This window comes from Campylobacter concisus (assembly GCF_002913745.1).
Classification (GTDB): Bacteria; Campylobacterota; Campylobacteria; order Campylobacterales; family Campylobacteraceae; genus Campylobacter_A; species Campylobacter_A concisus_R.
The window spans coordinates 1-24466 of sequence record NZ_PPCG01000018.1; the positions used below are offsets into that span (position 1 = coordinate 1).

At 40.9% G+C, this 24466-nt stretch carries 23 protein-coding genes and 1 pseudogene; 10 read left to right on the top strand and 14 right to left on the bottom strand.

Annotation, left to right across the window (positions count from 1 at the left end; translation table 11 throughout):
• Positions 1 to 248 precede the first annotated feature (248 nt).
• The 5 genes and pseudogenes from CYO90_RS10730 to CYO90_RS01375 form a co-directional block, all read right to left on the bottom strand.
• Positions 249 to 1412, bottom strand: a complete 1164-nt coding sequence (locus tag CYO90_RS10730; protein WP_429827810.1) for a methyl-accepting chemotaxis protein — start codon at positions 1410 to 1412, stop codon at positions 249 to 251.
• Between the two features lie 108 nt (positions 1413 to 1520).
• Positions 1521 to 2168 (bottom strand): annotated as a pseudogene (locus CYO90_RS10735) (cache domain-containing protein); the annotation flags it as partial.
• 144 nt (positions 2169 to 2312) lie between these two features.
• Complete coding sequence (locus CYO90_RS01365; protein ID WP_103578168.1) at positions 2313 to 3509, bottom strand: MFS transporter; 1197 nt, start codon at positions 3507 to 3509, stop codon at positions 2313 to 2315.
• Position 3510: 1 nt separating this feature from the next.
• Positions 3511 to 4716 carry a copper resistance protein NlpE gene (locus tag CYO90_RS01370; RefSeq protein WP_103578169.1) on the bottom strand — a complete coding sequence of 402 codons (1206 nt, stop codon included), beginning with the start codon at positions 4714 to 4716 and terminating at the stop codon, positions 3511 to 3513.
• A 48-nt stretch (positions 4717 to 4764) separates the two neighbouring features.
• Complete coding sequence (locus tag CYO90_RS01375; RefSeq protein WP_103574947.1) at positions 4765 to 5193, bottom strand: copper resistance protein NlpE; 429 nt, start codon at positions 5191 to 5193, stop codon at positions 4765 to 4767.
• A gap of 80 nt (positions 5194 to 5273) precedes the next feature.
• Here CYO90_RS01375 and CYO90_RS01380 point away from each other — a divergent pair, with 80 nt between their 5' ends.
• Together CYO90_RS01380 and CYO90_RS01385 are read left to right on the top strand one after the other, a co-directional pair.
• On the top strand, positions 5274 to 6188 hold the full coding sequence (locus tag CYO90_RS01380) for an SPFH domain-containing protein (RefSeq protein ID WP_009294606.1): 915 nt from the start codon (positions 5274 to 5276) through the stop codon (positions 6186 to 6188).
• Entirely contained in the window at positions 6185 to 6577 is a 393-nt protein-coding gene (locus CYO90_RS01385; protein ID WP_103578170.1) for an NfeD family protein, read from the top strand. The genes CYO90_RS01380 and CYO90_RS01385 overlap by 4 nt, the downstream gene beginning before the upstream one ends.
• 20 nt (positions 6578 to 6597) lie before the next feature.
• Here the strand turns inward: CYO90_RS01385 and CYO90_RS01390 are convergent, their stop codons facing one another.
• Positions 6598 to 6837, bottom strand: a complete 240-nt coding sequence (locus tag CYO90_RS01390) for a hypothetical protein (RefSeq protein WP_258030617.1) — start codon at positions 6835 to 6837, stop codon at positions 6598 to 6600.
• Between the two features lie 106 nt (positions 6838 to 6943).
• Between CYO90_RS01390 and CYO90_RS01395 the strand changes: the two genes are divergently transcribed.
• The 3 genes from CYO90_RS01395 to recG are packed head-to-tail and all read left to right on the top strand — an operon-like array spanning position 6944 to position 11024.
• Positions 6944 to 7990 (top strand): dehypoxanthine futalosine cyclase, encoded by a 1047-nt coding sequence (locus tag CYO90_RS01395; protein WP_103578172.1) that lies wholly within the window; start codon positions 6944 to 6946, stop codon positions 7988 to 7990.
• Positions 7991 to 9220, top strand: coding sequence for a M16 family metallopeptidase (locus CYO90_RS01400; protein WP_103578173.1), 1230 nt, complete (start codon positions 7991 to 7993; stop codon positions 9218 to 9220). It abuts the gene before it with no gap.
• Entirely contained in the window at positions 9210 to 11024 is a 1815-nt protein-coding gene (gene recG / locus CYO90_RS01405) for an ATP-dependent DNA helicase RecG (protein ID WP_103578174.1), read from the top strand. Before CYO90_RS01400 ends, recG begins: the two co-directional genes overlap by 11 nt.
• Before the next feature lie 3 nt (positions 11025 to 11027).
• Here the strand turns inward: recG and CYO90_RS01410 are convergent, their stop codons facing one another.
• Complete coding sequence (locus CYO90_RS01410; protein WP_103578175.1) at positions 11028 to 11234, bottom strand: transcriptional regulator; 207 nt, start codon at positions 11232 to 11234, stop codon at positions 11028 to 11030.
• A 158-nt stretch (positions 11235 to 11392) separates the two neighbouring features.
• Here CYO90_RS01410 and CYO90_RS01415 point away from each other — a divergent pair, with 158 nt between their 5' ends.
• Positions 11393 to 12133: a DUF3944 domain-containing protein gene (locus CYO90_RS01415; protein WP_103578176.1), complete on the top strand. Its 741-nt coding sequence runs from the start codon at positions 11393 to 11395 to the stop codon at positions 12131 to 12133.
• A 42-nt stretch (positions 12134 to 12175) separates the two neighbouring features.
• Here CYO90_RS01415 and CYO90_RS01420 read toward each other — a convergent pair whose 3' ends face one another.
• The 3 genes from CYO90_RS01420 to CYO90_RS01430 are packed head-to-tail and all read right to left on the bottom strand — an operon-like array spanning position 12176 to position 15015.
• Positions 12176 to 12949 (bottom strand): ABC transporter ATP-binding protein, encoded by a 774-nt coding sequence (locus CYO90_RS01420; protein ID WP_012001386.1) that lies wholly within the window; start codon positions 12947 to 12949, stop codon positions 12176 to 12178.
• Entirely contained in the window at positions 12949 to 13956 is a 1008-nt protein-coding gene (locus CYO90_RS01425; protein WP_021086405.1) for a FecCD family ABC transporter permease, read from the bottom strand. The genes CYO90_RS01420 and CYO90_RS01425 overlap by 1 nt, the downstream gene beginning before the upstream one ends.
• Before the next feature lie 3 nt (positions 13957 to 13959).
• On the bottom strand, positions 13960 to 15015 hold the full coding sequence (locus tag CYO90_RS01430) for an ABC transporter substrate-binding protein (RefSeq protein ID WP_103578177.1): 1056 nt from the start codon (positions 15013 to 15015) through the stop codon (positions 13960 to 13962).
• Between the two features lie 216 nt (positions 15016 to 15231).
• Between CYO90_RS01430 and CYO90_RS01435 the strand changes: the two genes are divergently transcribed.
• Together CYO90_RS01435 and CYO90_RS01440 are read left to right on the top strand one after the other, a co-directional pair.
• A complete protein-coding gene (locus CYO90_RS01435) occupies positions 15232 to 17463 on the top strand; it encodes a nitric-oxide reductase large subunit (protein WP_103578178.1) in 2232 nt (743 codons plus the stop codon).
• A 71-nt stretch (positions 17464 to 17534) separates the two neighbouring features.
• The gene (locus CYO90_RS01440; RefSeq protein WP_103578179.1) at positions 17535 to 18089 is read left to right on the top strand and encodes a DUF1523 family protein; all 555 of its coding nucleotides are present in this window, start codon (positions 17535 to 17537) and stop codon (positions 18087 to 18089) included.
• 14 nt (positions 18090 to 18103) lie between these two features.
• Here the strand turns inward: CYO90_RS01440 and ybeY are convergent, their stop codons facing one another.
• Positions 18104 to 18541 carry an rRNA maturation RNase YbeY gene (gene ybeY / locus CYO90_RS01445; protein WP_103578180.1) on the bottom strand — a complete coding sequence of 146 codons (438 nt, stop codon included), beginning with the start codon at positions 18539 to 18541 and terminating at the stop codon, positions 18104 to 18106.
• Between the two features lie 24 nt (positions 18542 to 18565).
• Between ybeY and queC the strand changes: the two genes are divergently transcribed.
• Complete coding sequence (gene queC / locus CYO90_RS01450; RefSeq protein WP_141090532.1) at positions 18566 to 19264, top strand: 7-cyano-7-deazaguanine synthase QueC; 699 nt, start codon at positions 18566 to 18568, stop codon at positions 19262 to 19264.
• Positions 19265 to 19320: 56 nt separating this feature from the next.
• Here queC and CYO90_RS01455 read toward each other — a convergent pair whose 3' ends face one another.
• Complete coding sequence (locus tag CYO90_RS01455; protein WP_103578182.1) at positions 19321 to 19965, bottom strand: flagellar biosynthesis protein; 645 nt, start codon at positions 19963 to 19965, stop codon at positions 19321 to 19323.
• A gap of 220 nt (positions 19966 to 20185) precedes the next feature.
• Between CYO90_RS01455 and hcp the strand changes: the two genes are divergently transcribed.
• A complete protein-coding gene (gene hcp, locus CYO90_RS01460) occupies positions 20186 to 21514 on the top strand; it encodes a hydroxylamine reductase (RefSeq protein ID WP_103578183.1) in 1329 nt (442 codons plus the stop codon).
• Between the two features lie 33 nt (positions 21515 to 21547).
• On the opposite strand, the gene CYO90_RS01465 is transcribed toward hcp, so the two are convergent.
• A complete protein-coding gene (locus tag CYO90_RS01465; RefSeq protein WP_103578184.1) occupies positions 21548 to 22525 on the bottom strand; it encodes a ferrochelatase in 978 nt (325 codons plus the stop codon).
• Positions 22526 to 24460: a methionine--tRNA ligase gene (gene metG / locus CYO90_RS01470; RefSeq protein WP_103578185.1), complete on the bottom strand. Its 1935-nt coding sequence runs from the start codon at positions 24458 to 24460 to the stop codon at positions 22526 to 22528. It abuts the gene before it with no gap.
• Positions 24461 to 24466: the final 6 nt, after the last annotated feature.

Sequence of the window (24466 nt, forward strand, 5' to 3'; positions counted from 1 at the left end):
ACTGTAAGCAGAGCGTAATTCAAGTCCTCTTGTCTTCCTTTTTAAATAAAGAGAAATCTATAAATTTAATCAAGCTATCTTTTCAAATTTTAAAATTTATCTGAAGCTTTTTGTATGTTAAATTTAAAGTTTAGAATTTAAAGCAGTTAAATTAAAGATTAAATTTAAAGTCCAGAAGTTAAAAATATACAAATTCCAACCCAGTCTAAACCAGGTTGAAATTTATTAAGATTTATGAAGCAGTTTGATTAAAATTTATTCTTTCTTACTTCACTTACTATTGTCTTAGCCATGTTATCAACATCGCTTGTTACTTCATTGGCTTTATTAGCAATTACCACGTTTTCTTTTGTTAGATTATCTATTTGGGCAACTGATTGATTTATCATATTTATGCCTTCACTTTGCTCTTTTATAGACTCACTCATCTCATTTATTGATTGAGCAAGTACATTTGCATTTGCCTCTATCTCACTTAAAGATTTTTGAGTACGTTCTGCTAGTTTTCTTACTTCATCAGCAACAACTGCAAATCCTCTACCATGTTCTCCTGCTCTTGCTGCTTCTATTGCAGCATTAAGAGCAAGTAAATTTGTTTGATCTGCTATATCTCTTATTATTACGATGATATTTTTTATCTCTTCGGATTGTCTTGTTACGTCTTCTGCTTTTTGACTTATTGCATTCATTGAGCTAGACATTTGTTCAACTGCAGCAGCACTTTCTTGAAGTGAGTTTGCTTGTGTGCTAGCACCTTGCGTAAGCTCTTTCATAGCTGAAGCCAAAGTTGTAGCCTTTTCTTCAAGCATCTTGGCATCATTTAAATTTGAGTTTAACATAGTGCAAATTACTTCACTCATATTAGATACTCCAAGTATCATAGCCTTTAGATCAGCCTCTAGCTCCTCATTTATCTCAACCTTTGCTGTAAAGTCGTTTTTAGTATATGAGCTAAGAACATTTGTTATGCCCTTTAAATTTGCTGAGATAGATGTAAAGAATTTGTTTAGTAGCTCTTTTAGTTCATTTAGCGATGGGTTGTTTGGAGTTGAGCCTATCTTTGCTCCAAGGTTTCCTTTGATCATTAAATTTGCTACCTTATTTAGCTCATCTATCATAGTGCTATCTTTTTTGATGCCAGCTATGACTTTATCGATGTTTTCATTTATCGCTTTACTCATCTCGCCAAATTCATCATTTGATCTCACCTCTAGCTTGCTTGGTGCTTTTGCTTCGTAAGTTACAAATTTAAATACATCATCAAGCTTAGACTGGATGGTTTTTATAGGGTTAAGAGACTTTTTAAGTAAGAAATAGACAAATGCTGAGAGGATAACGATAAATAGCACTGCTAGGATTAGTTGGATCTTTAGGAGGGGCATAGTATTTGTGGTAAATACATCTTTTTGCATAGCAGATATAGCCAGCCAGCCACGATCGTTTAGCTCTATGAAGTCAGCATATCTATCCTCGCCCTTTGTGTTTTTATATGCAATTAGTCCGTTTTCATTAAATTCTTTATTTTTATATTTTTCTATTAGTTGCTTAGTGATTTCAGGCTTTGTGTTGATCAAATTTTTATCAGGGTGGATGATGATCTTGCCGTCTTTATCTACTACGTAAGCATAACTATAATCAGTCTTGCTGATGCTCATGATCTCTTCACTGAGGCTTGAAATATCAGCATTCATGGCGGCGACACCTTTATCACCGATAGGTGCTGAAAATGCTATCATCATGGCATTTGAGCTTGATGATTTATAAGGATCAGAAAAAGTTGCTTTTGCGCCTTTTGCGATCTTATACCAGTCTCTTGTTCTTGGGTCGTAGCCATTGTCTTTTGGCATCTCATTCTTACCATTTGAGCGGTACATCGCACCATCGCTCTCATATCCAACAAAAATTCTCTCTATCTCAGGCGATACGATTAGCTTTGTTGTGCTTAAAATTTCATTTATCTGGCTTCTATCCTCTAGCTTTTCTAGCCTTTGGGCGATGCCATTTGCGGCATGTGTATTCTCGTCAAAAAATGTATTTATAGCGTTTTTTACATCTTTTAGAATTTGACGTTGAGATTGGATGACTAGCTCGATGGTTTTACTCTGAGCAGTATAATAACTAGCGGCTGACATAGCCACAAACGAAATACATAGAGCAACTATTAACATTAGCGCTATTTTATTGGTGATTGACTTCACACGAATTCCTTTACATAATGATTTGAATTTTATATCGGTTAATTATAAAATAATTGAATATTAGTTTTTAAAAAATTTAATATTTTTGAAAATTTTAATTAAAAATAAATATTATTACCTTATCTCATACCTTTTTGAAACTACGTGGTAGTAAAAGGCTCCAACAAAAAAGAGGTTTCCCATAAAGGCTGCGATCATCTCCACGCTTAGTCCAAGCTCGTATAAAAAGCCGATCGCAAATGAGATAAGTGCGCTAAATCCAAGAAAAACCATATCATTATACGCGATCACTCTGCCGTAAAACTCTTTTTGGCAGTTTTGCTGAAGCAGCGTGTAGGTGTAGCTCCAAAGGCTTGACGTGCAAAATCCAGCAAAGACGATGCCAATGAGTGAGAGATAAAAATTTCGCAAAGAGAGTGCCCAGATGATGATGCCAAGCCCTTGACCGATGTAGATGTAGATGAGCGTTTTTTTATTCATAAATTTACTAAGCAAGGCCGGTGCAAACATAAGCGAGATCGATCTTGAGGCGTTTAGCAGGCCAATAACTAGCGAGGTTGAGAGCAAATTTGCGTATCTATAGTCAGCCAAAAGTGCGATCAATGCGTCATAAGCTGTGATGCCAACAAAGGCGTGCAAAAATATAAGATGCACGATGAGCCTATTTTCTTTTAGGTATTTAAGCCCATTTTTGAGCATTTTTAGAGGTTTTTCTATAAATTCTGGCTTTAGCTCGTCCAGCTTTAAAAGATATAAAAAGCCAAAACTGCAAAGATAAAGAGCTCCGTCGAGCAAAAAGGCGCTTTTGATGCCAAAAAAGTGTATATAAACGCCTGCAAGCCCCATGCCAGCAGTATATGAGACCGCCCAGATGATAGAGTGGATCTCGTTTGCAAGCTTTAGGCTCTCTTTGCTTAAAATTTTTGGTAGCACGCTCATCTCTACTTGAAAATACATCCCGCCAACACCGTTTCTAATAAAAATGATAAGCAAAAGCAGCCATAAATAATCAAGTGAATTTATAAAAAGCAGCATAAAAACGCTTATTGTCTCAACCGCCATCATGATAACAAGCATAGGTTTTGGGCTAAATTTATCAACCAAAATGCCACTAAACGGAGCGATGACGACACCTGGGGTAAACGCCATCGCCGCACTTAATGTAAGCGCCCAAACAGGAGCGTCAAGCGAGATAAGTAGCGTAAAGATGCCAGTGTGCGAGAACCACACACCAAAGTAGCACATGAGCTGGATGGTGCTTAAAAGGCGGAAATTTCTCTCGTCTTTTAAAAGCTTAAGATACTCTTTCAAACTACTGGTTCCACATGAGAGTTATCTGTTCTATTTGTGCCTCGTCTGGGATCTGGCTTAAGCTTGTTATCTCTTGTGCGAGTGGATTTTTAAGCTTTATGAGCATGTCGTGGCTGTTTATTTTTAGATAGATATTGTTTGCGTCGCTTTGAAATTTAGAGATAACAAGGGCGTTTTTTATATCTTTGAAATTTGATTTTAGGCTGATATTTTCTGGAGTTTTAAACTCGTTTGAGTAAATTTCAATGCTTGTTATGATGCCATTTAGCAAGGTGTATTCAAAAATTCTCTCGTTTTTGCTTGTGACGATGTAGCTATTTTCTTTTTTAGTATTGTCTCTTTTTATGTTTTTTGCGCCATAAAATTTCATCACATCAGCATTTGCTGACTCGTTTGTAAGTTTTGCAAAAAAGCCCTTGCCAAAGAGGCTAGATCTGCCTTTTTCTCTTTTGTAGTGTCCGCTTATGTGAGCGTTTTTGCAAATTTTATCATTTGCGATTATGAAGATGTCGTTAGCAGTTTTATGCACGCTTAAAGTCACACCTTTTTCATCCAAAAGGTAAAAAATGCCCTTGTCATAAAGCAGCTCTGAGTTAAATTTGCAAAGTGGTGAGCCATCTTTTAGCGATGAGTAAAAGCTTATCTTTGCACCATTTTTACTAGGCACAAGCACAAGCTCTAAAAAGCCATTTTTGTCTTTAAATTTAGAAAATCTAGCAAAAAAACTATCTTTGTATGCCTTATTTACCGGCTCGTAGTTATAAATTTGAGCTAGCACGCCAACTCGTTTATTTTTCTTATCGTCAAGCTGAAGAAGTGAGTTTTTATTTGGTACAAAGTAGCTAAGCGTGCCACTTTCATCTTTTAGCACGATAGCGCTCTCATCGACATCAAATGTGCCACCTTTTTCTACCAAAGTAGCAGCCTTATCCATCGTAAGCATAGTTTTTGTGTAGGTTTTGTCTTTATTTAGAGTTAAGATAGTCTTCACGCCCTCGCAGTTTGAGCATGGCAATGTCGTGTAGTAGCTCGTGTAGATAGAGTTTGAAAGTATTAGTTTTTCTGGTTTTTTGGGTTTTTCGTCTCTAACTAGGGGTTTTTCTTCTTTTGGTTTTTGTGTTTGTTCTTGATTTTGTGGCTTTAAATTTTCATTTTTCGCGCAGCCAATGATGAAAAATGAGATAAGTATGGCAAAAAGATATTTCATTTGCAACTCCTTAAAAATTGCAAAATTATATCATTTTGCCTTTAAAATTTATTTTACGCGTTTGAAGATGTATTTGTCTTTTAGCTCGCCAGTGACCTCTTTTTGATCCATATCAAGCATCTTTAGATTTTCACCCTCGATCTTATAAAAGCTCTTCTCTTTATACTCATCAACCGTTGTGATGACGCCATTTTTGAGCGAGTATTTGCCCTTGCTAACGGCTTTGTAGTTGTCTTTTGACTTGTAGTTCATCACACTTTCAAATGTGCCGTCTTTTTTAAGTGTAAGGGTTGAGTCTATACCCATGCAGCTAGCGCAAGGTAAAAACGCCTTGTAAGTGCCTTCGATGCTGCTTACTGGAGCCATGCAACTGCCTTTTACTTCACATTTGCCTTGTGGGACGCTCGCGCTTTGGTTTGACGTAGCGCAACCTGCTAAAAGTAGAGCCGCACTTAGTGCAAAGATAAAATTTTTCATGCTGATCCTTTTTGAAAATAAAATTTAAAATGTATTATAATACTTAAGAAAATAACAAATTATAAATTAAAGGAGAGAAGATGCAAGTTGAGACATTTGGCGTTTTAGTCGTTGTTTTGGTTATTTTTGCATTTTTGTTTTTAAAAGCTGGTATCAAGATCGTTTCGCAAGCAGATAACTTGCTGATCGAGCGACTTGGTAAATTTCACAAGGTGCTTGATGGGGGATTTCACATTATCATCCCATTTGTCGATCAGATAAGGGCGATCATAACTATAAAAGAGCAGCTTGTTGATATCACGAAACAGCAAGTCATCACAAAAGATAATGTTAATATTAGCGTCGATGGCATCGTCTTTTTAAAGGTTTTTGACGCAAAAATGGCGGTTTATAACGTAGATAACTACAAACGCGCCATTGCAAATTTGGCCATGACAACGCTTCGTGGTGAGATAGGTGCGATGAATCTTGACGATACGCTAAGCTCACGTGACCGTCTAAATGCCGCACTTCAAGTGGCTCTTGGCGATGCTGCTGGCAACTGGGGCGTAAAGATCATGAGGGTTGAAATTTCTGAAATTTCTGTCCCACTTGGCATCGAAGAGGCGATGAATATGCAGATGAAGGCTGAGCGTGAAAAGCGCGCGATCGAGCTAAAAGCCTTGGCTGAAAAAGAGGCGCTAATCCGAAACGCAGAGGCGCTAAAACAAGAAAAAGTGCTTCAAGCAGAGGCGATCGAGCGTATGGCTGATGCGAAAAAATACGAGCAAATCGCCATCGCAACGGCTCAAAAAGAGGCTATGGATATGATAAATGATAGCATGAGTAAAAACGCAAATGCGGCTGAATTTTTGCTTGCGCGTGACAGAGTCGGGGCATTTAGCGAGCTAGCTAAAAATAGCTCAAAAGATAAAATTTTAGTCCCTTACGAAGCGACTGAGCTAATTGGCTCGCTTAGCGTTTTAAAGAATTTCTTAGCTAAGGATAAGGCGTGATAAGTCCTTTTATAATGATAGCCATCGGCGCGCTCTTGTGCGTGGCTGAGCTTATGCTATTTTCATTTTATCTGCTATTTTTTGGCGTCGCTTTTATCATCGTTGGGGCGATAAATTTTGGCTTTAGCTTTGAGTGGAGCTTTCAAATTTTAGCTGTCCTAGTGCTTGCATTTATCTTGCTTGCGCTCTTAAAAGCGCCTTTAAAGAGTAAATTTATGGCTAAAAAAGAGAGCTTTAACGAAGAATTTTTAGATGAGCCAGGAGTTGGTGAGATCAGAGAAAATATGGTCTATTTTAAAGGCACTCTTTGGAAGTATGACGGAGCGCTAAAAAATGGCGAGAAAGTGCAGGTTTTAGGTACTAAAGGCGACAAAGTTATATTAAATTAAAGTGCCATTTGGCACTTTAATTATTTTGTGTGAGCTGGGCAGCCTGCTGGCATTTGCTCATGCATCACACCTTGCATGCCGTGATGTGGGCAGCTTGGCATCTTTTCTTGCATCATTTTTTGATGATGAGCACATCCACAACTTGCTCCTTGAGGCCCAGCTGGCTTTGGCTCATTTTTGGCACAACCAACTAAAAATAGCCCGCAGATAACGGCAAATATCACCTTTTTCATAACTCGCTCCTTTAAAGAATTTCTCACATTTTAGCCTTTAAAAATTAATTTTTTCATAACGCCTGATTTATCATATTTAAAAGCATTTTTGGCTAAACTCTCGCCCAAAAATAAGCAAAATAAAAGGTTAAATTTGAAAAGACTTAGTGTAAATGAAGCCATCGATCTTATAGAAAATGCACCGCTTCACGAGCTTGGCAAGATGGCGCTAGCTAGAAAAAAAGAGCTTCATCCAGAAGGCATAACGACCTTCATCGTAGATCGCAACATCAACTATACAAACGTCTGCTGGGTGGATTGTAAATTTTGCGCATTTTACCGCCACGCAAAAGAGGAAGACGCTTATGTGCTAAGTTTTGAGGAGATCGGCAAGAAGATCGAGGAGCTTATCGCCATTGGCGGCACGCAAATTTTATTTCAAGGCGGCGTTCATCCAAAGCTAAAGATCGAGTGGTACGAGGAGCTTGTCGGCTACATCAGCAAGCACTATCCAAGCATCACGATACATGGCTTCTCAGCCGTTGAGATCGACTACATCGCAAGAGTTTCAAAAATTTCTACAAAAGAGGTCCTAAGACGCCTAAACGAAAAGGGCTTATACTCGATGCCAGGGGCTGGAGCGGAGATTTTAAGCGACCGCGTTCGCGACATCATCGCCCCTAAAAAGTGCGACACCGCAGACTGGCTTCGCATACACAAAGAGGCGCACGAGCTTGGCATGAAGACGACTGCGACGATGATGTTTGGCACGGTCGAGAGCACTCGTGAGATCGTGGAGCACTGGGAGCATATCAGAAATTTACAAGATGAAACGGCTGGATTTAGAGCCTTTATACTTTGGAGCTTTCAAGGGCTAAATACAAAGCTCATGCAAGAAATCCCTGAGATCAAAAAGCAAAGCTCAAATGTCTATCTAAGGCTTCTTGCAGTCTCAAGGCTCTTTTTGGATAACTTTAAAAATATCCAAAGCAGCTGGGTCACACAGGGCAGCTACGTAGGCCAGCTAGCGCTTCTTTTTGGTGCAAACGACCTTGGTAGCACGATGATGGAGGAAAACGTCGTAAAGGCCGCAGGAGCAAGCTTTAGGATGAATAAAGACCAGATGATCGAGCTTATAAAAGATGTCGGAGAAATTCCAGCCAAGCGCAACACAAACTACGATATTTTGGAGAAATTTTAGATGAAAATTTTAGATATCAATGTAAAAAATGTAAAAATCCCAGTCGTTTTTGAAAACTCAAAAGCGATGCCAGTAGTGAGCCTAAAACTAGTTTTCAAAGCAGCTGGTAGCTCGCAAAATGGCAAGCTTGCAGGCCTTGCAAGGCTAAGTGCAAATTTGCTAAACGAGGGCGATATGAAGCTAGGCTCGGCTAAATTCGCTAAAGAGCTTGAAGCAAGGGCGATCAGCCTAAACGCAAGCTGCGGCTTTGAGACATTTTGCATCGATCTAAACTGCTTAAAAGAGCACTTTGCCTTTGCGTGCGGCAAGCTAAAAGAGCTTATAAGCGCTCCAAATTTAACAGAAGAAATTCTAAATAGGTGCAAGACTGTCACACTTGGCGAGATCGCAGCAAATGAAAACGACTTTGACTACGTGGCAAGGCAGGGGCTCTTTGAGCTTTTATATCCAAAAAGCGTGCTTTCAGAGCCTAGTATCGGCACTAAAAAGAGCATAAAAGCTATCATGCTTGAAGATGTAAGCAAATTTTTAAACGAGCATTTAGACCTTTCAAATTTGCTTTGCGTGCTAGGTGGCGACATCGACGAGAAGCAGACAAAAGAGCTTGCTAGCGTTTTAGAAATACTAAAACCTGGCAAGGTGCGAAAACTAGAGCGCTTTAGCCCAAGTGACAAGTGCGAAAGTAGCGAGATCATCAGGCAAAGCGAGCAGGCCTACATCTATTTTGGCGCGCCATTTGATGTAAAGCCTGAAGAAAAATACAAGGCCGCAGTGGCGACATTTATCTTAGGCGAGGGTGGCTTTGGCTCGAGGCTCATGGAGGAGATACGCGTGAAAAGAGGGCTTGCATACAGCGCCTACGCTAGAAATTTGCTAAATCTCTCTTACAGCCAGCTTTACGGCTACATGCAGACAAAAAATGAGAAAAAAGATGAAGCTATCGCAGTTATAAAAGAGGAAATTTTAAAATTTAGTAAAAAAGGCGTTAGCAAGGCTGAGCTTGAGCAGGCGAAGAAATTTTTACTTGGCTCGTTGCCGCTTAGACTTGAGACGCTATTTAAACGCCTTGATATCGCGCAAGGCGAGTTTTATGAGCATGGCGAGCTTGGGGCATTTTTAAAGGACCTTGATAAAATTTCAGCCCTTTCGCTAAGTGAGCTAAATAGCTTCATAAAAGCCCACGCAGAGATATACGAGCTAAGTTTTTGCGTCTTAAAAAATGAAATTTGAAGCAAGCGACAGAGCAAAACTTCTAAAAATAGGCGTGCTTAGCCTGCTTGACCTTGCTCTCGTGCTACCAAAGGGCTTTGAAGATACGACGATCGCTAAGAGCCCAAGAGAGGGGCAAGTCTGCATAAATGTAAAGATCACCTCACTCGCCTCGCGCCCTGGCATGCTAACAGCGCTTGCCTTTTGCGAGCAGTGGCAAAGTAGCGTAAAGATCGTCATTTTTAACGCAAAGTCTTGGCACTACGGCGCTTTTAAGGTGGGCAAAGAGATGGCGATATATGGGCTTTGCTCCTATGCCTTTGGCTCGTGGCAGATCGTAAATCCAAAAATCACCACAAAAATAGGCCAGATCGTGCCTAAATTTAAGACCGAGCTAAAAGACGAAGAGCTAAAAAAACTCATCTTAAAATATCTAAATTTGCAAAATTTACTAGCCGAGGGCTTAAACGAAAAAGAGGCTAAATTTCTAGCTGATCTGCAAAGGTTAGATGAGCAAAGCGTGCAAATTTTATACCGCCTAAAAAACGATGGCGAGGGCTTAGAAATCTTAAAATTTGTAGAAATTTTTAACTACATAAAAAAGCTAAGTGCCAAAAAAACCTACTTTAAAAGCCCAAAAATCAAGTTTTTTGACATAAGCTCTTGGCTTAATGGCTTGCCATTTACGCCGACAAACGATCAGATAAACGCCATAAATGATATCAGAGATGACCTTGCTGCTACGCAGGCAAAAAGGCGCGTCATAATGGGCGATGTGGGAAGTGGCAAGACGCTTGTGATCCTAGCAGCAGCGCTTAGCGTCTATCCGCAAAGTGCCATTTTGATGGCGCCAACAAGCATCTTAAGCGAGCAAATTTATAACGAGGCAAAGAGGCTGCTGCCGCCTTTTATGAATGTGATGCTGGTGCGAAGCGGGGAGAAAAAGATAGACTTTAGCGGGGTAAATTTGATCGTTGGCACGCATGCGCTACTCTTTCACGAGCTGCCAAACTCGCCGCTTGTTATGGTCGATGAGCAGCACCGCTTTGGCTCAAACCAGCGCAAAAAGATAGAGGAGCTTGCTTCAAGCGAGGACGAGCGAGCAAATTTCGTGCAGTTTTCAGCTACGCCAATACCAAGGACGCTAAGTTTAATCCAGTCTGAGATCGTAAATTTTAGCTTTTTAAAGCAGATGCCATTTAAGAAAAACATAACGAGCCAAATTTTAGGCGCTAGCGAGTTTGGCTTTTTGCTAACTCACATCAAAAAGCAGGTAGAAAATGGCTTTCAAGTAGCCATCATCTATCCGCTAGTTGAGAGCAGTGAGAGCTCAAACTACCAAAGTCTAAGCGAGGCACAGGGCTTTTGGCTAAAGAATTTCAAAAATGTCTTCGTCACGCACGGCAAGGACAAAGATAAAGAGGAAATTTTAAGGCGATTTAGAGAAGAGGGTGAAATTTTGCTCTCAACCACCGTTGTTGAGGTCGGAATTTCGCTGCCAAGGCTAAATACGATAGTGATCGTGGGCGCTGAGCGGCTAGGGCTTGCCACGCTTCATCAGCTGCGAGGCAGAGTGGGGCGAAATGGCGGCGATGGATACTGCTTTTTATTTACCAAGCTAAAAGAGGTGCCAGCAAGACTAAAAGAATTTTGCGCAACAAATGACGGCTTTAAGGTGGCGGAGCTTGATCTGAAAAACCGCCAAAGCGGCGATATACTAAACGGCTTTTTCCAGCACGGAGCGACCTTTAACTTCTATGACTACGAGGACGATATCACGCAGGCTGCAAAGATGAGAGTAGCGGAATTTAAAAATAACGTTTAGTGGCTATTTTAGTCTAAAATTTTTATTTTCTTCTGCTAACTCTTTTAACTCATTTAAATTTTTCTCACTTTGCTTTAAAAGTTCATCAAATTTAAAACCAAGCATGATCAGACGATAAAGCTCTGGCTTATTTTTTCTCCAATTATAAAGAGTTTTTGTATCAATTTTTAAAATTCCTGCAATATCTCTTTTTGATAGATTATTTCCCATTTTTTGCCTTTTTATGGGAATTCTTTTTAAAATGTACTTACTTATCAACTAAGTAATTATTACTTGTATTAACTATTATTTAAGAAATAATTACCTAAATTTAAATTTTATTAAGGTTTATTTATATAGTATTTTGAATTATCTTTAAAGGAGTAAAAATGGCTTACAAATTTGATTCAGATTTGGAGTTTTTAAGGCAGCTTGATAGCAACGAGCTAAATGATCTCGTTGATATTATAAAAGGCAAGGAGGGTGATGAAAGGATTACACAAGATCTTACAAGTAATGACTTGTTTAAAAGATTTTATCCAAATCATAAAGAGTACATAGAGCTTATTATGGGCGAGCTTCAATGCTTTGGTGGCAACAGCTTTGCAAATGTATTTAGAGGCGGTGGCGTACAATACAAAGAAATTTTATGCGATGTTTGCGATAAGCTTAAAGTTAATTACTCTAAGGCTCAAAACACACAAATGATAGAGCAAAATATGTTTATGAAAATTCTATCTGATAGCTTGGAAAAAATGAGTGAAGAGGAATTGAAACAAGTAGCAAATGAATTTGGCTTAAATACTACCGATTTTAAACCGCAGGCGATAACGGCTGCTATGCAAGCAAGTATTTTGGTGAGTGGTTTTGCTATGTATAAAATTGCCCTTATTGTTGCAAATACCATTGTTAGAATTTTATTTGGTAGAGGACTTGGTCTCGCAGCCAATGCTGCTCTAACGAGAACCATTGGCATATTTGCAGGTCCAGTAGGCTGGGTTGTAACAGGTCTTTGGACGTTAGCTGACGTGGCAGGTCCTGCTTATAGGGTTACTATACCAGCAGTAATTCAAGTAGCTTTCTTGAGGCAATACTTGATAAATAAACAAAATAATTCAGAAAATAACTAATCAAAAAGCTCTCAAAAGAATTTCCCTTTTGAGAGCTTAAATTTATAGTGGATAAGTGAGGCAGCAGTTTCTTTTTACTTCGTCGATGTAGCTCACGTTTAAATTTAGTCCGTAAAGCTTGCTTAAATTTTCGCTTCTAATGATCTCATCAACCGTGCCAAATCCAACCTCGCCATCACCCTTTACAAGAGCGACATATCCGCCAAGAAGCACGGCAAAGTCAGGGTTGTGAGTGGTTAGCACGACCGAGTAGCCAAGCTCTTTTAGCCATTTGACGGTGCGTAGGAATTTATACTGGTTGCCAAAATCAAGCGCGCTCGTTGGCTCGTCAAATATGATCATCTTTGGCTGCGCAGCCATCGCACGAGCGATCATACACATCTGCTTTTGACCGCCACTCATCTGCGTGATAAAGCGATCTTCAAGGTACTCGATCTCAAGCTTTTTGGTGTAAATTCTAGCGATCTCCTCATCCTCTTTGCTAGGTCTTGCAAAGATACCAAGGTGTGCCGCGCGACCCATCGTGATAAACTCAAGTCCAGTGTAGTCATACTCTGTAACTTCGCTTTGAGCCACGTACGCCATGATCTTAGCGCGCTCTTTGTTGCTTAGGCTATCTACGTTTTTGCCATCAAGAAATATCTCTCCTGAAACTGGCTTTAACGAGCCGCTTATTAAGCCTAAAGTTGTTGATTTGCCAGCTCCATTTCGACCAAGAATGGTTAAAATCTCACCTGCGCCTATCTTTAAATTTACATTTTCTAGTTTGCCAGCCCCATTTGGGTAGCTAAAGTTTAAATTTCTAACTTCAAGCATCATGCAACCTTTTTATTTCGCCATAAAACCCAGACGAAAAATACCGTGCCGATAAAGCCAGTAAGTACGCCAAGAGGCACTTCGCTCACGCTTATGCTGCGCGCTAAGGTATCTACAAAAAGCAAAAATATCGCACCCATAAATATGCTTGCAGGCATGCTTTTTATGTTATTTGCGCCAACTAGCATGCGCGCTAAGTGAGGCATGAGAAGTCCTACCCAAGCGACTATGCCGCTTATGCAGACGCTGCACGCTGTAAGAAGCGTAGCGCAGATGATGATGACGGCGCGCTCAAAAGCCACATTTACGCCTAGTCTTGCCGCACTCTCGTCGCCAAGAGAGAGCAAATTTATACGCCAGCTCATGGCGATTAGCAAAATGGCGCAGATGATCATCACTGGAGCTATGTATTTTAAGTTGTCACTATCGAGCTTTGCAAGGCTACCAAGCTGCCAATAAACAATGTCAGGCAGCTTCGTCTCAGGGTCTGCGACATACTTTAAAAAGCCGATAACTGAGCCCATTAGGCCGCTTACGATGATACCAGAAAGAACTAGCATAAGCGTGCTCGTGCGCCCCATCATCTTTGGTATGGCTAGTGTGATAGCAACGGCTGCTAGGCCAAAGCCAAATGCAAAAGCCTGCACCCAAAATAGCGATAGATCAAAGATGATAGCAGTGGCAGCTCCCACGCAAGCGCCCGCTGAGACGCCTAGAAGATCAGGGCTAACTAGCTGGTTTTTAAAGACGCCTTGATAGGCCGCACCACTCACGCTAAGAGCAGCTCCAACAAGGATAGCGGCGATGATGCGCGGGATGCGTAAATTTTCTATCACGTTTGTGATGTTGCTAGCTGCACCATCTCCAAAACCAAAGCTGTGAGCTAGCACACTAAAGACGTCGTTAAAAGGTATGTAAAATCTACCAACGCCAAGTGCGACAAAGGCGCAAAGAAGCGTTAGCAGAGCTAAAAAGATAACAACTATTGAAAAATTTGCGTTTTTCATATCTTACTTGCTGCTACCGTCTGGATTTAGACCTTTTAAGATATAGCCGTACTCTGTATCGCTAAGATCGTGATTTAAGAACTCTTTATAAAACTCTTTTGTTTTTACTTTCATATCGACATCTTTAAATAGATCTGGTTGGATAGTCTTTGCTGCCCATAAAATTTGAAGCACGTTTTCAGCGCCATATCTATCCCAGCTAAATACACCTTTTGGATTGCCGTAAACTTTGCCGTTTTTAACAGCGTTTGAGCCAGAGAATGCAGGGTGCTCTTTTATCTTTTTGATCTGTGCGTCTGTGTCATTGCCACCAACGATGATGATGTCAGGATTTGCGTTGATGATCTCTTCTGCGCTAACTTCGATCATTGAGCCCTCAGTTTGGATAGCATTTACACCGCCACCTAGCTTGATCCAAGTGTTTTGGATAGTATTTGTGCCATCAATTTTTAGCAAATTCGCTCCGCCAAGAAGGTGAAGTACTTTTGGACGTTTAGTATCAGGGATGTTTTTTGTTCTTGCTGTTACAAACTCAGAGTTATCATGGATTTTATTAGCAAGTTTTTCAGCTTTTTTTCTAGCGTCATCAGTGCCTATAACTTCAGCTGTTGCGTAGATGCTTTTCTCCATATCTGGATAGTCTCTAAAGATCAAATTTACCGCGCTAAAGCCGTTTTTGATAAGTTCATCTTGGTAGTTTTTGTTAAAAACTATGATAACATCAGGTGCAAGCTTAACAAGCTCTTCGATCTGAAGGTCTTTGCCGTTTAGTGCAGCTGGTAAATTTTTAAGTTTTGGATAGACGTGCTCAAACCACTTGTTGGTTTTGATCAGATCAGTTGTGGCTACAACCTTATCCATACCGCCAAGTGCTAGGATGATCTCGTTGTTTGCATTCCACAGTGCTGCGATCTTCTCAACCTTCTCAGGCACGCTTACTTTGACGCCTTTCATATCTGTGATGCTTCTAGCAGACTCGGCAGCGCTTAGGCTAAGAGCTGCAAAAAGTGAAGCAACAAGGCCTATTTTAGCCACTTTGTGCATGAAATTCATTTGCATATTTTTTCCTTTTAGTGTGAAATAATGAAAGGGATATGTTACTGCTATTTACATTAATGTTATGTAAAATTTGCATGTTCATTGTGAAAAAATTGCATATTTTGTAAATTCATATAAAGTTAATAGGATAAATATTCTCTTTTTATTGACATATATCATTAGTCACTATTTTGAAATGAGATAAACTTTCTCCTAAATTTTAAAAAAGGAGAATTGATGCGTGAATACAAAAGATACTGGCTCGCACTCGTTGCTGTGCTGGTAGTTTGCTTTAGTATTTTAGGCTACTACGGCGTTGAGGTTTATAGAAATTCGCCTCCAGTTGTAAATTTCACTGACGAAAATGGCAAGGTCGTGATCGATAAAGAGAGTATCTACAAAGGTCAAGAGGCTTGGCAAAGCATAGGCGGTATGCAAGTTGGCTCTGTTTGGGGGCACGGGGCATATCAAGCGCCTGATTGGAGTGCGGACTGGCTTCACAAAGAGTTAGTTGCCTTTTTAGAGATCAAAGCTGATGAAATTTATCATCTAAAATACGCCGATCTAAACGACGAGCAAAAGGCAAATTTAAAGGTTTTGCTTAAAAAAGAGTATAGAGAAAATAGCGTAAAGGACGATAAATTTGTGCTAAGCGCTGATAGGCTAAAGGCGATAAGTCAAGTAGCTAGCGAGTATGCTGCACTTTTTGGAGATGATCCTAAATTTAAACCTTTAAGAGAAGCTTATGCGATGAAAGAAAATACGCTCCCAGGTGCAAGCGACAGAGCCGATCTAAACAACTTCTTCTTCTGGTCGGCCTGGGCAACAGCGACAAACAGACCTGGTAGCGAGGCAACTTATACAAACAACTGGCCGCACGAACCTCTAATCGATAACGTGCCAACAAGTGAGAATATCTTTTGGTCGATAGCAAGCGTCGTGATACTTCTAACAGGCGTTGGACTTCTTGTTTGGTTTAGCTCGTTTTATGGCAAAAAAGATGATGAAAAGCTTGAGCCAATTAGCGAAGATCCGCTTAAAAAGCTAAATTTAACACCGTCACAAAAGGCGCTTAAAAAGTATCTCTTTGTCACGCTAGCTCTTTTTGCGTTTCAAATTTTAATAGGCGGCTTTACAGCTCACTACACGGTCGAAGGGCAAGAATTTTATGGCATAAATTTATCAGCCTACATCCCTTATTCACTTGCTAGAACGTGGCATATACAAGCTAGCATATTTTGGATAGCGACTGGATTTTTAGCGGCTGGACTATTTTTGGCTCCGATCATAAATGGCGGCAAGGATCCAAAATTTCAAAAGCTTGGTGTTGATCTGCTATTTTACGCGCTACTTATCCTTGTAGTTGGCAGTTTTGTGGGTGAGTATCTAGCTATCGCAAACATCATGCCTATAAATTTAAGCTTCTGGCTTGGACATCAAGGATATGAATACATCGATCTTGGACGAGTTTGGCAGATCATTTTGTTTGTCGGTCTTGTCATCTGGATGCTTCTGCTTCTTCGTGGATTTGCAGGCGGGTTTAAAAACAAAGGCGATAAAAATTTACTTGCTATCTTTGCTATGTCAGCGGTTGCGGTTGGCTTGTTTTACGGAGCAGGGCTATTTTATGGTCAAAGAAGTCCGCTTCCAGTGATGGAGTACTGGCGCTGGTGGGTTGTACACCTTTGGGTTGAGGGCTTTTTTGAGGTATTTGCGACAGCATCACTTGCCTTTGTCTTTGTTTCTTTGGGCCTTGTCTCAAAAAGATTTGCGACATTTTCAACGCTTGCAAGTGCGTCACTCTTTATGGTAGGTGGGATCCCAGGCACCTTCCATCACCTCTACTTTGCAGGCACTACAACGCCTATAATGGCTGTTGGTGCAAGCTTTTCAGCGCTTGAGGTCGTGCCTTTGGTCTTACTTGGAGCTGAGGCGTATGAGCACTACAAACTCCAGTTTGCTCAAAGCTGGGCTAAAACGCTTAAGTGGCCACTTTACTGCTTTATCGCAGTTGCCTTTTGGAATATGCTAGGCGCTGGTGTCTTTGGATTTTTGATAAATCCTCCGATTTCACTATTTTACATCCAAGGACTAAATACAACGCCAGTTCACGCACACACGGCACTATTTGGTGTTTATGGATTTTTGGCACTTGGCTTTGTTTGGCTTGTGGCTACTTATTTATTTAAAGGGCAAGAATTTGATGAAAATCTGATGAAAGTTGGCTTTTGGGGACTAAATGCAGGACTTATGTTAATGATCGTGCTTTCACTACTTCCAATAGGCATCTATCAAGCATTTGCAAGCTTGGAGCAGGGTATGTGGTATGCAAGAAGTGCTGAGCTTTTACAACAGTCACACTTGCAAAATTTAAGATGGCTAAGGATGCTTGGCGATACGATTTTGATAATCGGTGGCATCTGCTTCTTTGCTCAGCTTTTAAAATTTATGCTTAATAAAAAGGCTTAAATTTATGGGGGCGCTTTGCCCCTTTATTTAAGCTATCTTTTCATAAAATAGTGCAAATTTAAAGGATAGAAATGATGACATTTTTAAAGAGAATTTGCGTTACATTTGTCGTGCTTTTGCACCTATTTTTGGCGTTTTTGGTTGATTTTTCATTTCCGCACTACGCAAGCGTGCAGATAACTGGCGGCGACGTAAAACGCATGGACAAAGATGGCATAATAGACGCTAAAAACCCAGCCGATGGGCCTGTAAGAGATGTCTATTTTATCTACACAAAAGATGCGAAAAACGCTGAAAAAGTTATGGCTTATAGAAACGAAGATACGGCGTGGGGCTTTCCATTTTATTTTAAATTTAACTCAGCCGACATCCAAGCCAAGGCTCAAGGCTTTACAAATAGCGATAAAAACGTCACTATCAAATACTATGGATATAGAATTTCTATGCTAAACGAGTTTAGAAACGCGATCTCTATAAAAGATAGCGGCACAAGTACTAGCTGGCCTATCGCTAGCTACGTGCTTTACTTCATTTTATTTATCTCGCTTATCATCTGGATAAGAAAGATAAACAAGGCTTTTGCGCCAAAAGTTGAAAATTTAGAGACAAAAAAAGAGAGCGCTTAGAGCAGGGAGCCAGATCAGCCCTTTTTGTTTATAAGATCAATTAGCCTAACATCCTCACTTCTTACGATTAGGCTCTTTGGCAAGTTAAATTTAGCTATCACTTCGCACTCTTTCTCTCTCATCTGCCCGTCATCTTTTTCGTGATCGAAGCCCAAGATATGCAGCAAGCCATGTGTGAAAAGTAGCGCAGTTTCGGCGTCTTCGCTGTGATTTAGCTCGGCTGCTTTTTCTTTTACCATATCTTTGTTTATGACTACCGAGCCAAGTGGGGCGTGAACGATGAGCTCAAGGGGAAAGCTTAAGACGTCAGTGGTTTTATCTATGCCTCGCTCAGATCTGTTTAGCTCTCTCATCTCATCTTTGTTGATAAAAACTAACTCAACTTCACCTGGTGTTAGATATGAGCAAATTTGATCTAGAATTTCAGGATAACTCTCTTCGCAAAGTATCATTTTTGGCTTGTCCTTAGTAAATTTTTGTATAATTTTAGCAAATTTAAAGGGCAAAATATGAAAAAAGCAGTTTGTATAATGAGCGGCGGCATGGATAGCACACTTTGCGCTGTGATGGCAAAAAAGGCTGGATATGATGTAGTCGCACTTCATTTTGACTATGGCCAAAGGACGATGAAGCGAGAGAAGCGCGCGTTTGACGAGATATGTGAGCGTCTTGGTGTGGTTAAAAAGATAAACCTTGATGTTGGCTTTATCGCTCAAATAGGCGGAAATTCGCTAACTGATGCGAGCCTGCAGATAAGAAAAGATGGCGTTAATAAGGAAGTGCCAAACACCTATGTGCCGTTTAGAAATGGCGTATTTATCTCAATCGCCGCAGCACTTGCTGAAAAAGAGGGAGCGCAGGCGATCTACATAGGCGTGGTCGAGGAGGATAGCTCTGGGTATCCTGACTGCAAAGAGAGCTTTATAAAAAGCATAAATGAGGCGATAAATTTAGGCACGTCGGCTGAGTTTTCTTGCGAGATCGTCACGCCACTTGTAAATTTAAGCAAGGCTGATATCGTCTCAAAGTCGCTTGAGCTTAATTCACCAATAGAGCTTACATGGAGCTGCTACGAGAGCGAGGATGAGGCGTGCGGGCTTTGTGATAGTTGCAGGCTAAGGCTAAATGGCTTTAAAAAAGCAAACGCCGTTGATAAAATCCCTTATAAAAAGTGAAATTTGCCTTGAAATTTAAAAGCTAGCCACTATAAATTTAGTAGCTAGCCTAAAATTTACTCTAAATTTAGCTCGCTTATCTGCTTTGCAAGCTTCTCTTTGTATTCAGCCAAAGAGCTTTTGATGATATTTGCATAGTCATTTTGATTTACTAAAAGATACTCCTCTTTGCGTTTTACAACCGTGTTTAGCTCCTTGTTATTTACGCTTAAAGTGGTGCTTATATCGGCATTTAGACCGACTTTTACCGCACCAAGCGTTAAGTAAGTCCAAAGTTTTTCTATCTTTGCATTGACACTTATCGTATCTTTATCCATCTCGCTTTCATTTTTTATGACCTGGTAGCCATTACTTCTAAAGGCGTCCTCGATACGCGCCCTTACTACGCTAGTTGTCCTTTGTTTGTTTTCTAAAATGACGTTCCATAGCCCCTTGCCATAGCTGCTTCTGGTTCTGCCGATGTATTTTTGCTTCTCTTTTGCGCTAACTTCATTTACATTGTGTTTGTATAAAGATGGAGTGCTTGCTTGTTTTGGGTCGTTTTCAAAGGCTCTCACATCCTTGACGCTTTCGATGTAAATTTTTGTCTTTTTGCTAATGCTTGAAGGCGCTTGCTCATCTGGCAAACTCACAAATATCCCCTTTGGAGCGCAGCCACAAAGCATAAAGGCGGCAAATATCGCTAGTAATAAATTTTTCATTTTCATCATTTTAAATAAATTTCAAATGTAAATCGTTTTTTTGTAATTTTTTTAACTCTTTATGACAAATTTCAAATTTATATTTTGATATCCATAATCATAAAATCTTAAATTTAATAATTAAAATTTAAATTTAAATTTCCTTGACTGCTATCAACCAAAATGGCTGGCCACCTAGGATAAAATCCGCTTAAATTTTTTAAATTCACAAGGAGAAAAGATGAAAGATATGAAGATGTTTTGCCATCAGTGCGAGATGAGCGCTGAGGATGGATGCGGTGCAAAGGGCCAGTCTATGGGCACCTGTGGCAAGAGCGACACGCTAGCGCTTTTGCAAGATACGATGGTTTTTGGCTTAAAAGGCCTTAGTGCATACCGCCACCACGCACACGAGCTTGGAGCTGATACTAGTAATGTCGATCGCGTTATGGCTGATACGCTTTATTTTACGCTTACAAACTCAAATTTCAACTTCGATGAGCACATCAAACAGCTTCTTGAAGTAGGCGGTGCTGGCGTTGAGGTGATGAACCTGCTAAGCGAGGCTCACACGGCTAAATTTGGCATCCCAACACCAGTTAGAGTGAGCCAAAACAAAGTCGAGGGCAAGGCGATCTTAGTAAGCGGACACAACTTACACGCTCTAAAAGCGCTACTTGAGGCGACAAAAGATAAGGGCATCAACATCTACACTCACTCAGAGATGCTCCCAGCTCACGGATATCCAGAGCTACGCAAGTATAGCCACCTAAAAGGCAACGTCGGCAAGGCGTGGTTTGACCAAACTAAGCTATTTAACGAATTTAAGGGCGCGATTTTGATGACCACAAACTGCATCGTGCCACTACGCTCAAACTGCACATACGCTGACAGGCTATTTGGCTACTCGATCGCAGGCACAAACGGTGTAAAACACATCGAAAACGACGACTTCACACCACTTATCGAGTGCGCTTTAGCTTGCGGCGACGTTAGCGGCTTTGATAGCGACGAGAGCCTAGTAACTGGCGGCCACTACAAGACTATCCTAACTTTAGCCCCTCAAATTCTAGATGCGATTAAGACAGGCAAGATCCGCAGATTTTTCGTGATCGCTGGCTGTGACGCGCCTGGTAAGGGACGTGAGTACTATAGAGAGCTAGCTGCTAGCCTTCCAAAAGACTGCGTGATACTTACTTCAAGCTGCGGTAAATTTAGATTTAACGACATCGACTTTGGCAACGTCCCAGGCACCGAGCTACCACGCTACATCGACCTTGGCCAGTGCAACGACAGCAACGGCGCGGTTAAAATAGCCCTTGCACTAAGCGAAGCAACAGGCATCGCAGTAAATGACTTGCCAGTTTCTATCGTGCTAATGTGGATGGAGCAAAAAGCGGTCATCATCTTGCTAGCGCTATTTAGCCTTGGTATCAAGAATATCAACGTAGGACCTAGCTTGCCTAAATTTTTCAATGAAGAGATCATAAATTTCTTAGTGGATAAATTTAACGTTAGACCAATTAGCGGCGACGCGCAAGCTGATCTAAAATACTTCTTAGGTGAGTAAAAAACTGCCAGGGCTTAGGCTCTGGCTCTAAATTTAAAAGAGTCCGCCTTGCTCTTTGCTTTGGCTTAAGCTATCAAGTAGTTCTTCTTTTTTGCAAAGCACAAGGGCGTAGACGAAATTTTGTAGCTTCTTTATCTCGTCTAAATTTTCATAAAAAATGGCGTTTTTAACCTTTAGTGTGCTATCTTTTGGCAGGCAAAATTTAAGCTCGCTTTCGCTGAAATTTCGCCTTAGAAATATACTTTCAGTCAAAAATAGCTCCTCGTCTTCTTCAGCTATCACCGCTCTAAAACTGCTACCAAAGCCAACTGGCTTAAAGTCTTTGTCGATAAAGACTGGGTCAAAGTGCGATGAAATCCTGCTCTCTGTCACTTTAAAGCCAATATTGTTTTTCTTAAGATAGCCAAGAAGTCCGCAAAACATCCCAGCAAAAACTCTAGGGATGGATAAATTTTGATAGTATTTGTCATCGTAAATGAGCGTTGTAAAAAAGATCGAGCTTGGATTTAGCACGCTTATGTTTGTGTCAGTCCAGGCTGTCTCGTAAAGTAGCGAGAGCCTTTGAAGTATCCTCGTATCGTCGCTAAAAAATGTGTCAAACAAATTTGCATGAAAAATTTTGTAAAAAAGCTCGGTTAAATTTTCAGGTATGACGTGGGCGTTTTTTTCGAGGTGCGACTTCTCTAAAAGCGCTTTTATAAAGGGATTGACCGCGCAAAATTTGATATTTTTGTGGATCGCCTCAAAGCGCATGAGCTTGATGATAGCCGTTTGCAGGCTTGCCACCTTGATGAAGGCTATCTCATCGTCGCTTGGCGTGATCTCCTCTTCGCTAATGACAGCGTAGGCGCCTTGCTTTATCGCAGGTGCGATCTGATCGCTTTGCGTGGCGATGAGAGCGTAGCCTCGTTTTATATTTTTAGCCTCAAACGCGAAGCTAGTCACGCTTGAGATGCTTGGGTTGTTTAAAATTTGCCCATTTATTATGTGGGTTAAATTTTCTATCGTCATTTAGCCAACGATCGCGCCGTTTTTGACCTTGCCCTGCGTGCCAAGAAGCGTTAGCGAGCCGTCTGATGCGCTTAGGATCATGCCTTGTGAGACATATTTTTTCATCATCGTTCGCTCTTTTAAATTTGCTAAAACGCAAACTTGCTTGCCCACAAGCGAGCTAGGCTCGTAGTATTTGGCGATGCCTGATAAAATTTGACGTGGCTGCTCCTCGCCAAGATCTATCTTAAATTTAAGCAGCTTCTCGCTACCCTCAACCCTATCACACTCAAGCACTTCGCCTACTTTTATCACAATTTTGGCAAAGTCATCGATGCTAATGATACCTTCTTCTTTTTTCTCCTCTTTTGGCTCAGCTTTTGCCTCTTTTTTTGCCTCTACTTTTGGCTCGCTAGCCTCGCCCATTAGCTCTTTTTCTATCCTTGGGAAGAGTGGCTCAGTGACTTTTGCCACAAAATTTGAAATTTCATTTTTTAATACAAGGCTATCGTAAGAAGCCGTATCTATGCTAAAGCCAAGCGTGTCAGCTATCTTGGCGCAAGTTTTTGGCATAGCTGGGCTAAGAAGTATCGCCACTTTTGCAAGTAAATTTGCGCAAAGTGCCACAAGCGCGTTTGCTTCGTCACTTTTGCCGGCTTTTACAAGTGACCATGGCTCATACTTCGCAACGGCTGCGTTTGCCAGAGTTACAACCTTCCAAAGATCCTCTAAGTAGCGGTTTGTCGCTAAATTTTCTAAATTTTTAATTGCCTCATCAAGGTAGCCTTTCGCCTCATCAAGCTCGGCTTTATGAAATTTGATCACATCTTTTGAGTCAATTTTATAGTCGCTATACTTTGCGCTCATGCCTACTATACGGCTTAGCAGGTTGCCAAGTCCGTTGCCAAGCTCTGAGTTTATGCGCTCGATCAAGGCTTTTTGGCTGTAGTCGCCATCTTGTCCAAACGGCACCTCTCTAAGCAAAAAGTATCTGAAATTTTCAAGTCCATAAGCATTTGCGACCTCTCTTGGGTTTATGACGTTGCCCTTGCTTTTGCTCATCTTTTCGCCATCTATCGTCCACCAGCCGTGCGCTGCGACATGTTTTGGCAGTGGCAAGCCAAGGCTCATCAAAAATGCTGGCCAATAAACTGCGTGAAAACGCAAAATGTCCTTGCCAACGATGTGTGTGGTGTGTGGCCAAAAGTCCATTCTAGCGTTATCTCTTGAGTATCCTAGTGTTGTTAAGTAGTTTATGAGCGCGTCAAGCCAGACGTACATAACGTGCTTGTCGTCGTTTGCGCTCTTTGGTAGCTTTATGCCCCAGTCAAAGCTCGTTCTTGTCACAGAGAGGTCTTTTAGTCCGCCTTTTACAAAGCTTACGACCTCGTTTTTCTTGCCCTTTGGAATGACGCAAAGCTCGTCGTTTTCGTACCATTTTAAAAGTGCGTCCTCGTATTTTGAAAGTTTGAAAAAGTAGCTCTCTTCTTTGACTAAAGATGTCACACGGCCGCAGTCTGGACAGCGGTTGTCCTCAAGCAGGTCTCTTTGATTAAAAAATGTCTCGCAGCTAACACAGTAAAAGCCCTCGTACTCGCCCTTGTAGATATCGCCGTTTGCTTGCATCTTTTCAAAGACATTTTGCACGGTTTGCTTGTGCTCTTCGTCGGTTGTCCTTATAAAATGGTCGTAGCTTATCTCAAATTCATCCCAAAGCGATCTAAATTTCGAACTGATCTCATCAGCATACTCTTTTGGCGTCTTGCCTCTTGCGCGAGCTGCTTGCTCGATCTTTTGACCATGCTCGTCTGTGCCAGTCATAAAGTAGGTCTCTTTGCCTTGCAAGCGGTTAAATCTAGCAAGCGTATCAGCGATGATAGTCGTGTAGGCGTGGCCGATGTGTGGCACGTCATTTACGTAATAAATCGGAGTAGTTATATAAGCTTTTTCTTTCATATTTTT

What these genes read in the sequence shown, in the direction of transcription:
- CYO90_RS10730 (WP_429827810.1), bottom strand. Translation starts at nt 1,412, where the DNA reads ATGCAAAAAGATGTATTTACCACAAATACTATGCCCCTCCTAAAGATC.
- CYO90_RS01370 (WP_103578169.1), bottom strand. Translation starts at nt 4,716, where the DNA reads ATGAAATATCTTTTTGCCATACTTATCTCATTTTTCATCATTGGCTGC.
- CYO90_RS01375 (WP_103574947.1), bottom strand. Translation starts at nt 5,193, where the DNA reads ATGAAAAATTTTATCTTTGCACTAAGTGCGGCTCTACTTTTAGCAGGT.
- CYO90_RS01380 (WP_009294606.1), top strand. Translation starts at nt 5,274, where the DNA reads ATGCAAGTTGAGACATTTGGCGTTTTAGTCGTTGTTTTGGTTATTTTT.
- CYO90_RS01400 (WP_103578173.1), top strand. Translation starts at nt 7,991, where the DNA reads ATGAAAATTTTAGATATCAATGTAAAAAATGTAAAAATCCCAGTCGTT.
- recG (WP_103578174.1), top strand. Translation starts at nt 9,210, where the DNA reads ATGAAATTTGAAGCAAGCGACAGAGCAAAACTTCTAAAAATAGGCGTG.
- CYO90_RS01410 (WP_103578175.1), bottom strand. Translation starts at nt 11,234, where the DNA reads ATGGGAAATAATCTATCAAAAAGAGATATTGCAGGAATTTTAAAAATT.
- CYO90_RS01415 (WP_103578176.1), top strand. Translation starts at nt 11,393, where the DNA reads ATGGCTTACAAATTTGATTCAGATTTGGAGTTTTTAAGGCAGCTTGAT.
- CYO90_RS01420 (WP_012001386.1), bottom strand. Translation starts at nt 12,949, where the DNA reads ATGCTTGAAGTTAGAAATTTAAACTTTAGCTACCCAAATGGGGCTGGC.
- CYO90_RS01425 (WP_021086405.1), bottom strand. Translation starts at nt 13,956, where the DNA reads ATGAAAAACGCAAATTTTTCAATAGTTGTTATCTTTTTAGCTCTGCTA.
- CYO90_RS01430 (WP_103578177.1), bottom strand. Translation starts at nt 15,015, where the DNA reads ATGCAAATGAATTTCATGCACAAAGTGGCTAAAATAGGCCTTGTTGCT.
- CYO90_RS01435 (WP_103578178.1), top strand. Translation starts at nt 15,232, where the DNA reads ATGCGTGAATACAAAAGATACTGGCTCGCACTCGTTGCTGTGCTGGTA.
- CYO90_RS01440 (WP_103578179.1), top strand. Translation starts at nt 17,535, where the DNA reads ATGATGACATTTTTAAAGAGAATTTGCGTTACATTTGTCGTGCTTTTG.
- ybeY (WP_103578180.1), bottom strand. Translation starts at nt 18,541, where the DNA reads ATGATACTTTGCGAAGAGAGTTATCCTGAAATTCTAGATCAAATTTGC.
- CYO90_RS01455 (WP_103578182.1), bottom strand. Translation starts at nt 19,965, where the DNA reads ATGAAAAATTTATTACTAGCGATATTTGCCGCCTTTATGCTTTGTGGC.
- hcp (WP_103578183.1), top strand. Translation starts at nt 20,186, where the DNA reads ATGAAAGATATGAAGATGTTTTGCCATCAGTGCGAGATGAGCGCTGAG.
- CYO90_RS01465 (WP_103578184.1), bottom strand. Translation starts at nt 22,525, where the DNA reads ATGACGATAGAAAATTTAACCCACATAATAAATGGGCAAATTTTAAAC.
- metG (WP_103578185.1), bottom strand. Translation starts at nt 24,460, where the DNA reads ATGAAAGAAAAAGCTTATATAACTACTCCGATTTATTACGTAAATGAC.